This is a genomic window from Streptomyces sp. Wb2n-11, assembly GCF_001049855.1.
Lineage (GTDB): Bacteria > Actinomycetota > Actinomycetes > Streptomycetales > Streptomycetaceae > Streptomyces > Streptomyces altiplanensis.
Genome location: NZ_CVPB01000001.1, coordinates 56,431 through 70,666, shown reverse-complemented (window position 1 = coordinate 70,666; position 14,236 = coordinate 56,431). Strand labels below are relative to the sequence as shown.

The following is a 14,236-nucleotide window of genomic DNA, read 5'->3' as shown; positions in this document are numbered from 1 at the left end:
CACCGCCCGGCTGCGGGTCCTGTCCGCCGCCGAGCAGGAGCGGCTGGTGCTGGAGGTCGTCCGCACCGAGGCCATGGCCGTGCTGGGGCTCTCGTCCCCCGACGCCCTGCCGGACCAGCGTGCCTTCCGTGACGTGGGCTTCGACTCGCTCACCGCCGTCGGACTGCGCAACCGCCTCGCGTCCGTCACCGGACTGACGCTGCCGACGACCATGGTCTTCGACTACCCGAACCCGACCGCACTGGCCGGATTCCTCCGCACCGAGCTGGCCGGCGCCCAGAGCGCCGGAACGCCCGCGGCCACCGCGTCCGCCGCCGCGACCGACGACGACCCCATCGTCATCGTCGGCATGGGCTGCCGCTACCCCGGCGGGGTCACCTCGCCCGATGAGCTGTGGAAGCTCACCCTGGACGGCATCGACGCCGTCTCCGCCTTCCCGGCCGACCGGGGCTGGGACGCCGAGGGACTCTACGACCCCGACCCCGACCGGTCCGGCAAGACCTACTCGGTCCAGGGCGGATTCCTCCAGGACGTCGCGGAGTTCGACCCCGGCTTCTTCGGGATCTCGCCGCGCGAGGCGATGTCGATGGACCCGCAGCAGCGCCTCCTGCTGGAGACGGCCTGGGAAGCCTTCGAGCACGCCGGGATCGACATCGTCTCCCAGCGCTCCAGCCTCACCGGCACCTTCATCGGCGCCAGCTACCAGGACTACGCGTCCAGCGTGGCCAACTCCTCCGAGGGCTCCGAAGGCCACATGATCACCGGCACGCTCTCCAGCGTGCTGTCCGGCCGGGTCAACTACCTGTTCGGCTTCGAGGGACCGGCCGTCACCCTCGACACCGCCTGCTCGTCGTCCCTGGTCGCGCTCCACCTGGCCTGCCAGTCCCTGCGCAACGGCGAGAGCACCCTGGCGCTCGCGGGCGGCGTCAGCATCATGTCCACCCCCAGCGCCTTCGTCGGCTTCAGCCGCCAGCGGGCCCTCGCCACCGACGGCCGCTGCAAGGCGTACGCCGAGGCCGCCGACGGCATGACCCTCGCCGAGGGCGTCGGCCTGGTCCTGCTGGAGCGCCTCTCCGACGCCCGCCGCAACGGCCACACCGTGCTCGCCGTCGTACGCGGCTCCGCCGTCAACCAGGACGGCGCGTCCAACGGGCTCACCGCCCCCAACGGCCCCTCCCAGCAGCGCGTCATCCGCCAGGCCCTGGCCAACGCCGGCCTGCGGTCCCGCGAGGTCGACGTCATCGAGGGCCACGGCACCGGGACCGCCCTGGGCGACCCCATCGAGGCCCAGGCCCTGCTCACCACCTACGGCCAGGACCGGGACGGCGAACGGCCCCTGCTGCTCGGCTCGGTCAAGACCAACATCGGCCACACCCAGATGGCCTCCGGCGTCGCCAGCGTGATCAAGATGGTGCACGCCCTCCAGGAGGGCGTCGTACCGAAGACCCTCCACATCGACACCCCGTCCTCGCACGTGGACTGGTCCTCCGGCGCCATCGACCTGCTCACCGAGCGCACCGACTGGCCCGAGACCGGCCGCCCGCGCCGCGGCGCCGTCTCCTCGTTCGGCCTCAGCGGCACCAACGTGCACGCGATCCTCGAACAGGCGCCCGCCGAGGAGCCCGCCGACCGGCCGGCCTCCGCCGGCCGGCCCCGCCCCGGCGCTCTGCCGCTGGTGGTCTCCGCCCGCAGCGAAACCGCCCTGCGCGCCCAGGCCGGACGGCTGCTCGCCCTGGTCGAGGAGCGTCCCGACACCCCCCTGACCGACCTCGCCTTCTCCCTGGCCACCTCCAGGGCCGGTTTGGAGCACCGCGCCGCCGTGGTGGCGGGGGAGCGCGACGAACTGCTGCGATGCCTGCTGGCGCTGCGCGACGGACTGCCCGGACCCGGCGTGGTGCAGGGCGGCACGGCCCGCGGCCGCACGGCGTTCCTGTTCACCGGCCAGGGCAGCCAGCGGCCCGGCATGGGCCGCGAGCTGTACGAGCGGTTCCCCGTCTTCGCCGACGCGCTCGACGCCGTACTGGCCCGGATGGACGGTGCCCTCGACCGGCCGCTGCGCGAGATCCTGTTCTCCGCCGACGGCTCGCCCGAGGCGGCCCTCCTCGACCGCACCGAGTACGCGCAGCCCGCGCTGTTCGCCGTCGAGGTGGCCCTGTTCCGGCTCACCGAGTCGTGGGGCATCACCCCCGACTACCTCGCCGGGCACTCCGTCGGGGAGCTCGCCGCCGCGCACGTCGCGGGCGTGCTCACCCTGCCGGACGCGTGCGCCCTGGTGGCGGCGCGCGGACGGCTGATGCAGGCGCTGCCCGAGGGCGGCGCGATGATCTCCCTGGAGGCCGCCGAGGACGAGGTCTTGCCGCTGCTGGAGGGTCACGAGGACGAGGTGTCCGTCGCCGCCGTCAACGGCCCGGCGTCGCTCGTCATCGCCGGCGTCGAGGACATCGTCCTCGGCATCGCCGCCACCCTGGGCGAACGCGGCCGCAGGACCAAGCGGCTGCGGGTGAGCCACGCCTTCCACTCGCCCCTCATGGACGGCATGCTCGACGACTTCGCCCGCGTCGCGCGGGGCGTCGCCTACCAGCCGCCGGTGATCCCCCTCGTCTCCAACGTCACCGGCGGCCTCGCCGCCGAGGACCAGATGACCGACCCGGAGTACTGGGTCCAGCACGTGCGCCGGGCCGTCCGCTTCGCCGACGGCGTCAACTGGCTCTCCGCACAGGGCCAGGTCCGCACCTTCCTGGAGATCGGCCCCGACGGCGTGCTCTGCGGCATGGCCCGCGACAGCCTCACCGACGAGCCGCGCACCGCGCTGCTGCCGCTGCTGCGGAGCGGCCGGCCCGAGGAGCAGACCGTCACCACCGCGCTGGCCGGCGCCCACGCCAACGGCGTGGACGTCGACTGGACCGCGTACTTCGCGGACAGCGGCGCCGGCCGGATCGCGCTGCCCACCTACGCATTCCAGCGCGAGCGGTACTGGCCCGACACCCTCGCCGCCCCCGCCGCCGGACCCCTGAGCACCGGCAGCGCCGCCGACGCAGAGTTCTGGTCGGCGGTCGAGCGCGACGACGTCGGTTCACTCGTCGCCTCACTGGGCCTCGACGACGCGACCGTCACCGCGATGGTCCCGGCGCTCACCGCCTGGCGCCGCCGCCGCGACGAGCAGTCCGAGGTGGACGCCTGGCGCTACCGGGTCACCTGGAAGCCGCAGACCGGATCCACCGCCCCCACCACGCTCACCGGACGCTGGCTGGTCCTCACACCCCCCGGCACCGACGAGGCCGAATGGTCCGCCGACGTCGTCGCCGCCCTCGCGACACAGACCGTCCTGTGCGAGGGCGTCGGCCCCGACCGGGCCGCGCTCGCCGAACGGCTGGCCGCACTGCGCGCCGAACACGGCGAGTTCGCCGGCGTCCTGTCGCTGCTCGGCCTCGCCGGCTGCGGCGGCCTCGCCCGCACCCGGGTGCCCGACTCCCTGCTCCTGACCGCCGTCGCCGTACAGGCGCTCGGCGACGCGGACATCGACGCCCCCCTGTGGACCGTCACCCGCGGCGCCGTCTCCGTGGGCCGCTCCGAGCCGGTCGTCGGACTCGACCAGGCCGCCGTATGGGGCCTGGGCCGCGTCGTCGCCCTCGAACAGCCGGACCGCTGGGGCGGCTGCGTCGACCTGCCCGAGCAGCTCGACACCCACAGCGCGCGCAGGCTGCGCGGCGTCCTGGCCGGGACCGCCGGGGAGAGCGAAGCGGCCGTACGCGCCTCCGGCGTGTTCGTACGCCGCCTCGCCCACGGCCCCGCGGCGCAGACCACCGCGGACACCTTCGACCCGACGGGCACCACCCTGATCACCGGCGGCACCGGCGGACTCGGCGGCCACGTCGCCCGCGGCCTGGCCCGCGCCGGCGCGGAACATCTGCTGCTCGTCAGCCGTCGCGGCGAGGACGCCCCCGGCGCCGACGCGCTGCGCGCCGAACTGGCGGGCCTGGGCGCCCGGGTCACCATCACCGCCTGCGACGTCGCCGACCGCGACGCCCTGGCCGCCCTGCTCGACTCCGTGCCCGACGACGCCCCGCTCAACGCGGTGATCCACACGGCCGGTGTCGTCCAGGACGGCGTGGTGGACACCCTGACCCAGGACAGCTTCCGGACCGTACTGGAGGCCAAGGTCGCCTCCGCGCTCAACCTGCACGAGCTGACCGCCCACCTCCCGCTGTCCGCGTTCGTCCTCTTCTCCTCCACCGCCGGTGTCTTCGGCGCCGCGGGACAGGGCAACTACGCCGCGGCCAACGCCTATCTGGACGCCCTCGCCGAGTACCGGCGGGCACACGGCCGCACCGCGCTCTCCGTCGCCTGGGGCCCCTGGGCCGGATCGGGCATGGTCGCCGACGAGGCGGAGATCGAGCGGCGCGTCCGGCGCGGCGGTTTCGAACCCCTCGCGCCGGAACCCGCCGTACGCGCCCTGCTCCGCGCCATCGAGCAGGACGACACCGCCCTCGCGCTCGCCGACATCGACTGGGCCCGCTTCGTCCCGGCGTTCGCCTCGACCCGCCCGCTGCCGCTCGTCGGCGACCTGCCGGAGGTACGGCAGTCGGCCACCGCCCCGGCCGGCGCCACCGGCGACGACACGCTGCTGCGACAGCGCCTCGTGGAACTCCCGGACGCCGAGCGCGGCGCGTTCGTGCTCGACCTGCTGCGCACCCAGGTCGCCGCCGTGCTCGGCCACAGCGACCCCGGCGCCATCGAGGACGACCGGGCCTTCCGCGACCTGGGCTTCGACTCGCTGACCACGCTCGAACTGCGCAACACCCTGGCCGCCGTCACCGGGCTCAGCCTCCCGGTGTCCCTGGTCTACGACCGGCCGACCCCGCGCGAGATGGCGGACTTCCTGCTCGCCGAGATCCTCGGCTCGCTGCCCGAGCGCGCCGCCGCCCCGGTGGCGAGCGGCAAGCCCGTCCACGACGACCCGATCGCCGTCGTCGGCATGAGCTGCCGCTTCCCCGGCGGCGTCACCTCGCCCGAGGAACTGTGGCAACTGCTCGAAGAGGGCGGGGACGGCATCACCCGGTTCCCCGACGACCGCGGCTGGGACATCGAGGCGCTCGGAGCGGGCGCGTCGGACACCCTCGAAGGCGGATTCCTCACCCAGGTCGCCGACTTCGACGCGCGCTTCTTCGGCATCTCGCCGCGTGAGGCGCTCGCCATGGACCCGCAGCAGCGCCTGCTGCTGGAGGCCACCTGGGAGGCGCTGGAGCGGGCGGGCATCGACCCCTCGGCCCTGCGCGGCTCCAGCACCGGCGTCTTCGTCGGCACCAACGGCCAGGACTACCCCAACCTGCTGCGCCGGTCACTGTCCGACGTACAGGGCTACGTCGCCACCGGCAACACCGCCAGCGTCATGTCGGGCCGGCTCTCCTACGCGCTCGGCCTGGAGGGCCCGGCCGTCACCGTCGACACCGCCTGCTCCTCCTCGCTGGTCGCGATGCACTGGGCCGGCAAGGCACTGAGCGCCGGCGAGTGCTCCCTGGTGATCGCGGGCGGCGTCTCGGTGATGTCGAGCCCCGACTCCTTCGTCGAGTTCTCCCGGCAGGGCGGACTGGCCCCCGACGGCCGGTGCAAGGCGTTCTCCGACAGCGCCGACGGCACCGCCTGGTCCGAGGGCGTCGGCATCCTGGTCCTGGAGCGGCTCTCCGACGCCGTACGCAACGGACACGAGGTCCGCGGCATCATCCGCTCGACCGCCGTCAACCAGGACGGCGCGTCCAACGGCCTGACCGCCCCCAACGGCCCCTCCCAGCAACGGGTCATCCAGCAGGCGCTGGCCGACGCCGGACTGGCCCCCGGCCACATCGACGCCGTCGAGGCCCACGGCACCGGCACCACCCTGGGCGACCCGATCGAGGCCCAGGCGCTGCTCACCGCCTACGGACAGGACCGGGAGCGCCCGCTGCTGCTCGGCACCGTCAAGTCCAACATCGGCCACACCCAGGCCGCCGCCGGCGTCGCGGGCGTCATCAAGATGCTGATGGCGATGCGCCACGGCACGCTGCCCAAGACCCTGCACATCGGTACCCCGTCCGCGCACGTGGACTGGTCGGCGGGCGCGGTGGAGCTGCTGACCGAGCAGACCGCCTGGCCCGAGACCGGCCGCCCGCGCCGCGCCGGAGTCTCGGCGTTCGGTGTCAGCGGTACGAACGCGCACGTCATCGTCGAGCAGGCGCCGGCGCTCGAAGCGCCGCAGGCACAGCCCGCCGAGCCGGCCGCAGCCCCCGCCGTCGTGCCGTGGATCGTCTCCGGCCGGACGCGTGAGGCCCTTCAGGCCCAGATCGAGCGGATCACCGGCTTCGCCGCGCTGAACACCGGGCTGTCCCCGCTGGACATCGGCCGCTCGCTCGCCACCGACCGCACGGTCTTCCCGCACCGCGCGGTGTTGCTGGCCGGCCCCGGCGGTGTGCGCGAGAGCGCACGCGGAGTCGCGAGCCGCGCCCCGGGCAAGACGGCGTTCCTCTTCTCCGGCCAGGGCAGCCAGCGCGCCGCCATGGGCCGCGAGCTGTACGAGCGGTTCCCCGTCTTCGCCGAGGCGCTGGACGCGGTCCTCGCCCACCTGGACACGGAGCTCGAATTCCCGCTGAGGGAAGTGCTGTTCGCCCTCCCGGGCACCTTCGAGTCGGAACTCCTCGACGAGACCGGCTGGACCCAGCCCGCCTTGTTCGCTGTCGAGGTCGCCCTGTTCCGGCTCGCCGAGTCGTGGGGCATCACCCCGGACTTCGTCGCCGGACACTCCATCGGCGAGATCACCGCCGCCCATGTGGCGGGCGTGTTCTCCCTGGCCGACGCCTGCCGCCTGGTCGCGGCCCGCGCCACCCTGATGCAGGCGCTCCCACAGGGCGGCGCGATGGTCGCCATCGAGGCCACCGAGGACGAGGTCGCTCCGCTGCTCGACGCGAACGTGTCGATCGCCGCGGTCAACGGCCCCCGCTCGCTGGTCGTTGCCGGCGCCGAGGACGCCGTCCTGCTGGTCGCCGAGGTGTTCGCCGCCGACGGCCGCCGCACCAGGCGGCTGCGGGTCTCGCACGCCTTCCACTCGCCGCTGATGGACGCGATGCTCGCGGACTTCGCCCGGGTCACCGATGGCCTGACCTTCGACGAGCCCCGCATCCCGGTGGTCTCCAACCTCACCGGCGCCCTGGCGACCGCCGACGAACTGCGCTCCCCGGCCTACTGGGTGCGGCACGTGCGCGAAGCCGTGCGGTTCGCCGACGGGGTACGGACCCTGCGGGACGCCGGAGTCGGCGCCTTCGTCGAGCTGGGCCCGGACGGGGTGCTCTCCGCGATGGCCCAGCAGAGCCTGGACGGCGCCCAGCCGACGCCGCTGGTCGTGCCGTTCCTGCGCAAGGACCAGAGCGAGGAAGCGGCGGTCGTCGCCGCACTGGCCGCCCTGCACACCCACGGGACGGGACCGCGCTGGTCCGCGTTCTTCGAGGGGCTTGGGGCACGCCGGGTCGAACTGCCGACGTACGCCTTCCAGCGCGAGCGGTACTGGCCGGAGCCCGCCGCCATCGCGGCCGTCGGCGTGCCCGACCCGGTGGACGCCGCGTTCTGGTCGGCCGTGGAGCGCCAGGACGTCGAGTCGCTGGCCGCCTCGCTCGACCTGGACGGCGACACCGTCACCACGATGCTGCCCGCGCTCTCCGCGTGGCGCCGCCGCCGCGGCGAGCAGTCCACCGGCGCCGACTGGCGCTACCGCGAGACCTGGATCCCGCTGCCCGCGCGGACCGCCGCCGCACCGCCCGGCACCTGGCTCGTGCTCCTGCCCGCCGGCGACCCGTCCCCGTGGACGGACGCCGTCGTCGAGGCGCTGGGCGCGGACGTCGTACGGGTGAACGCCGGGCCCACCGCCGCGGACCTGACGCGTCTGCTCACCTCGGCCCGCGAGGACCGCGACGCAGCGGGCTTCGCCGGTGTCGTCTCCCTGCTCGCCACCGGCACCACGGACGCCACCGGCCTGCCGCCGGAGACGGCCTGGCCCGAGGCGCTGCTGACGGCCCTGGGCGAAGCGGGCATCGACGCGCCGCTGTGGTGCGTCACCCGGGGCGCGGTGTCGGTCTCCTCCGCCGAGCCGCTGCTGAGCGCCGGACAGGCCGCCGTATGGGGGCTCGGCCGGGTCGCCGCACTGGAACACTCCGACCGCTGGGGCGGGCTCATCGACCTCCCCGCCACGCTCGACGACCGCACGGGCACCGCCCTCGCGGCGGCCCTGAGCCACCGCGACGGCGAGGACCAGATCGCGGTCCGCGCCACCGCGACCCTCGGACGCCGCCTGGTCCGTACGACCGCCACGACGGCCAACCCGGCCGGCGACTCCTGGCGGCCCACCGGCACCGTGCTCATCACCGGCGGCACCGCGGCGATGGGCGGCAGGGCCGCCCGCAGGCTGGCCCGCGACGGCGCCCGGCACCTCGTCCTGACCGGCCGTCACGCGGACGACCTCGCCGGGACCGAGGAGCTCGAAACCGAACTGGAACAGCTCGGAGCCACGGTCACCTTCGCCGTCTGCGACGTGTCCGACCACGACGCGCTGACCGCCCTGCTGGCCGCGCTCCCCGAGGACCTGCCGCTGACCGCGATGATCCACGCGGAGGCGGACACCGACGGCATCGGCGCCGGGGAGGCGGGGCTCACCGCCGCCGTCGCCGGCGCGCTCCAGCTCGACGCCGTACTCGGCGACCGGCCGCTGGACGCGTTCGTCCTCTTCGGCACGATCGCCGGAGTCTGGGGCGTCCGGGGCCAGGCCGCGCAGGCCGCGCACGGCGCGTACCTCGACGCCCTCGCCCGGCAGCGCCGCGACCGCGGCGCCACCGCGCTCACCGTCTCCTGGAGCGCCTGGTCGGACCTGGTCGAGCCCTCCATGGCCGCGCACCTGCGGCTGAGCGGCCTGCCCGTACTCGACCCCGACGCGGCGCTCGCCGCGCTCGGCCGGGCCGTCGCCGACGGCGAACCGGCCGTCACCGTCGCCGACGTGCGCTGGGAGACCTTCGCGCCGGCCTTCACCGAAAGCCGCCGCACCGCCCTGCTGGCCGGTCTGCCCGAAGCCCGCACCGCCATCGCCGCCGCCGACGCCGACCGCGGCGACGAGCTCTCGGCGGACGGCGCCTACCGGCGCGACCTGCTCGCGCTGCCCGAGGCGGAGCGCGACGACGCCCTGCTGGCCCTGGTCACCGACAAGGTCGCCGTGGTCCTGGGCCACTCGAACACCGACGCCGTCGAATCCGACCTGCCCTTCCGGGACCTCGGCTTCGACTCGCTGACCGCCGTCGACCTGCGCAACCAGCTCACGGCCGCCACCGGCGTCACCCTGCCCGCCACCCTGGTCTTCGACCACCCGACCCCGGCCGAACTCGCCCTGCACCTGCGCAGCCTGCTGCTCGGCGCACTGCCGGACACCACGGCCCCCGTCGTGGCCTCGGCGCACACCGGGGACGACCCCGTCGTCATCGTCGGCATGGCCTGCCGCTACCCCGGCGGCGTCGGCTCGCCCGAGGACCTGTGGCAGCTCGTACTCGACGAGACCGACGCCGTGGGCGAGTTCCCCACCGACCGCGGCTGGGACCTCGACACCCTGCTCGGCGGCCCGCCGGAGGGCGGCCGCGGCCGCAGCACCACCGGGAACGGCGGCTTCCTCTACGACGCCGCCGACTTCGACCCCGCCGTGTTCGGCATCTCGCCGCGCGAGGCCATCGTGATGGACCCGCAGCAGCGCATCGTGCTCGAAGCCGCATGGGAGGCACTGGAGCGGGCGGGCATCGACGCGGCGACCCTGCGGGGGAGCACCACCGGCGTCTACGTCGGAGGCGGCAGCGGCGACTACCGGCCGCCGGCCGAGGCGGGACAGTGGGAGACGGCCCAGTCGGCCAGCCTCCTGTCCGGCCGCATCGCGTACTCCTTCGGACTCCAGGGGCCCACGGTCTCCGTCGACACGGCGTGCTCCTCGTCGCTGGTCGCCCTGCACCTCGCGGCCCAGGCCCTGCGCTCGGGCGAGTGCTCCATCGCCCTGGCCGGCGGTGTGACCGTCATGGCCACCCCGGCGGGCTTCGTCGAATTCAGCGCCCAGGGCGCCCTGTCCGACGACGGCCGCTGCAAGGCCTTCTCCGACTCGGCCGACGGCACCGGCTGGTCCGAGGGCGTGGGCATGCTCGTCGTCGAGCGGCTCTCCGACGCCCAGCGCAACGGCCACCACATCCTGGCGGTCCTGCGCGGCTCCGCCATCAACCAGGACGGCGCCTCCAACGGACTGACGGCGCCCAGCGGACCCGCCCAGCAGCGGGTCATCCGCCAGGCCCTCGCCAACTCCGGTCTGACGACCGCCGAGGTCGACGCGGTCGAGGCCCACGGCACCGGCACCAAGCTCGGAGACCCGATCGAGGCGCAGGCGCTGCTGGCCACCTACGGCCAGGGCCGCGACCCCGAGCGCCCGGTGCTGCTGGGCTCGCTGAAGAGCAACATCGGTCACAGCCAGGCCGCCTCCGGCGTCGCCGGCGTGATCAAGATGGTGATGGCGATGCGACACGGCACCCTGCCGAGGTCGCTCTACGCCGAGACGCCGACCACCCAGGTCGACTGGACGGCGGGCGCCGCCCGGCTGCTCACCGAGCCGGTCGCCTGGCCCGATTCCGACCGCCCGCGCCGCGCCGCGGTCTCCTCGTTCGGCGCGAGCGGCACGAACGCCCACGTCATCCTGGAACAGGCGCCGCCCGCCGGGACCGACCCCACGGTCACCACCCCGCACGGACCGGCCCGCGAGCCCGGGGCGCTGCCGGTGCTGCTCTCAGGCAAGTCCGAGAACGCGCTGCGCGCCCAGGCCCGCAGGCTGCTCACCCAGGTGACCGTACGACCGGACGCCGCCCTGACCGACCTGGCGTTCTCCCTGGCGACGACCCGCACGGCCTTCGACCACCGGGCCGCCCTGACGACCACCGACCGTGCAGGTCTGCTGGCGGGGCTCACCGCCCTGGCGGAGGGACGTACGGCGCCCGAGCTGGTCGAGCACCAGGTGGAGCGGGTCGGAAAGCGCGCGTTCCTCTTCTCGGGTCAGGGTTCGCAGCGGTTGGGGATGGGTCGGGAGTTGTACGGCCGGTTCCCGGTGTTCGCGGAGGCGCTGGATTCGGTGCTCGCTGTACTGGATCCGCTGCTGGGGCGCCCGTTGCGTGAGGTGATGTGGGGCGGGGATGTCGACCTGCTGAACGAGACGGGTTTCACTCAGCCGGCGTTGTTCGCCATCGAGGTGGCGTTGTTCCGTCTGGTGGAGTCGTGGGGTGTGTCCCCGGACTTCGTGGCGGGTCATTCGATCGGTGAGATCGCGGCGGCGCATGTGGCGGGGGTGTTCTCGCTGGAGGACGCGGTCCGTCTGGTGGTGGCGCGGGCGCGGTTGATGCAGGCGTTGCCGTCCGGTGGAGCGATGGTCGCGGTGCAGGCGACGGAGGTCGAGGTTCTGCCGCTGCTGGTCGACGGTGTGTCGATCGCGGCGGTCAACGGGCCGTCGTCGGTGGTGGTTTCCGGTGACGAGCAGGAGGTCCTGGAGGTCGCGGTGCGGCTGGCGGAGCTGGGCCGTAAGACGACGCGTCTGCGGGTGTCGCACGCGTTCCATTCGCCGTTGATGGATCCGATGCTGGAGGAGTTCCGGGCGGTCGCGGAGGGCCTGTCGTACGCCGAGCCGGTCATTCCGGTGGTGTCGAACCTGACCGGTGGTGTGGCGTCGGCCGAGGAGCTGTGCTCGGCCGGGTACTGGGTGCGTCACGTCCGCGAGGCCGTGCGCTTCTCCGACGGTGTGCAGACCCTCGCCGACCGGGGCGTGATGACGTTCCTGGAGCTGGGTCCGGACGGCGTCCTCGCCGCCATGGCCCAGGAGACGGCACCGCAGGGCGCCGTCGTCGTACCGGTCCTGCGCAAGAACCGCGACGAGGAGACCACCCTCGTCGGCGCGCTCGCCCGGCTCCACGTCCACGGAGCGGGCCCCCGCTGGTCCGCGTTCTTCACCGGCACCGGAGCCCAGTGGCTCGACCTGCCGACGTACGCCTTCCAGCGCGGCCGTTTCTGGCCGGACGTCATGCCGGGCGTCACCCCCACGGGCGGCGACGCGCAGGACACCCGGACGACGGACCGCGCGTTCTGGGACGCCGTGGAACAGGAGGACTTCGCTTCGCTGGAGGCCACCTTGGACGTCGAGGGCGACGCCCTCTCGAAGGTGCTGCCGGCCCTGTTCGACTGGCGCCGGCAGCAGAACGACGAAACGGTCATGGAGGGCTGGCGCCACCGGATCGTCTGGAAGGCGCTGACCGGCGGAGCCACCGCGAACCGCAAGGCCCTGACGGGGACCTGGCTCGCCGTGATCCCCGCCGAGTTCGCCGAGGACCCCTGGGTGAACGCCGTACTCGACGCGCTGGGCACCCAGGTCGTACGGCTGGCAGTGGCCGGCCCCGACCGGGCCGCGCTGGCCGGGGAGCTGCGGTCGCGCACCGGGAACGGCACACGCTTCGCCGGTGTCCTCTCGCTCCTGGCCCTGCGGGAGACCACGGCGGGCAGCGTCCCCGAGGGAGTCGCCCTCACCGCCGTGCTGCTCCAGGCGCTCGGCGACGCCGCCATCGGGGCGCCGCTGTGGTGCGCCACCCGGGGCGCGGTGTCCGTGAACCGCACGGACAGCGTGAACCACCCGCTCCAGGCCGCCGTATGGGGGCTCGGCCGGGTCGCCGCGCTGGAGTACCCCGAGCGCTGGGGCGGTCTGGTCGACCTCCCGGAGACTCTCGACGAGCGGGCCGCGGCGGGCTTCGCCGGAGCACTGGCGGGCCTCGACGGCGAGGACCAGCTCGCGGTACGCACCTCCGCGGTCCTCGCCCGGCGCCTCGTACAGGCCCCCGGCAAGCGGCCCGTCCGCACCTGGGACCCGAACGGCACCGTGCTGATCACCGGAGGCACCGGAGCCCTCGGCGCGCAGGTCGCCCTCCGGCTCGCCAAGGACGGCGTCCAGCACCTGGTACTGCTCAGCCGCAGCGGCCCTGCGGCGCCGGGCGCCGACGCACTGCGGGCCCAGCTCGACGGGCTCGGCACCACGGTCACCGTCGCGGCCTGCGATGTCGCGGACCGCGCCCAACTGGCCGCCGTACTCGCGGACATCCCGGCCGAGCACCCGCTCACCGGAGTGATCCACGCCGCCGGTGTGCTGGACGACGGAGTGCTCGACCGGCTCACCCCGGAGCGGTTCGAGGCGGTCTTCCGCTCGAAGGTCACCTCGGCCCTCCTGCTCGACGAACTGACCCGTGGATCGGACCTCACGGCGTTCGTGCTCTTCTCATCCGCCTCGGCGGCCGTGGGCAACCTCGGCCAGGCCAACTACGCGGCGGCCAACTCGGTCCTGGACGCCCTCGCCGAACGGCGCAGGACACAGGGCCTCCCGGCGACCTCGGTCGCCTGGGGAGCCTGGGGAGGTGGCGGAATGGCAGAAGGAGCCGGGGCCGACGAGGCCGCCAAGCGCGCCGGAGTCGGCGCAATGGACCCGGAACTGGCCTGCGAGACCATGCTCAGGCTGGTCATGGAACCCGAGCCGACCGCGGTCGTCGCGGAGGTCGCGCTGGACCGCTTCGTCGCGGCCTTCGGCACGGCCAGGCCCAGCGCCCTGCTCCGGGAGTTCCCCGGATACGACAGCATGGTCGCCGCCACGGCGGCGCCCGTGGACAGCGCGGCCGAGACCGGGCTGCGGTACCGGCTCGCCGCCCTCTCGGCGAACCGGCGCCTCGAAACCGTCGTGGACCTGGTCCGCACCCAGGCCGCTCAGGTGCTCAGCTACCCGGACACGGACGCCGTCGGCGCCGAGAAGTCCTTCCGGGACCTCGGAGTCGACTCACTCGGAGCAGTCGAGCTGCGCAACCAGCTCAACAAGGCCACCGGCCTGAGCCTCTCCGCGACGCTCGTTTTCGACCACCCCACCCCCAGCTCCCTCGCCGAACACGTGCTCGGACAGCTGATGCCCGAGAACGCGGCGGGGACCGACAGCGAAGAAGCGGAGATCCGGGCCCTGCTGGCCTCGGTGCCGCTGGCACAACTGCGGGACATCGGTGTGCTGGAACCGTTGCTCCAGCTGGCAGGACGGGGCGAAAGCGCCCCGGCGGAAGACGACACGTCCGACGAGTCCATCGACTCGATGGCAGTGGCAGACCTGGTACGGGCCGCGCTCAACGGCCAGTCCGACCTGTAG

At 74.2% G+C, this 14,236-nt stretch carries 1 protein-coding gene (cut by a window edge); it reads left to right on the top strand.

Translation table 11 applies throughout. The features are described from left to right. A protein-coding gene (locus BN1555_RS00070) for a type I polyketide synthase (protein WP_093796797.1) crosses the window boundary here: on the top strand, positions 1-14,236 show its 3' portion. 14,228 nt of this gene lie to the left of the window's left edge; 14,236 of the gene's 28,464 nt are visible here — the last part of the coding sequence; its start codon lies beyond the left edge, outside the window; the stop codon is at positions 14,234-14,236.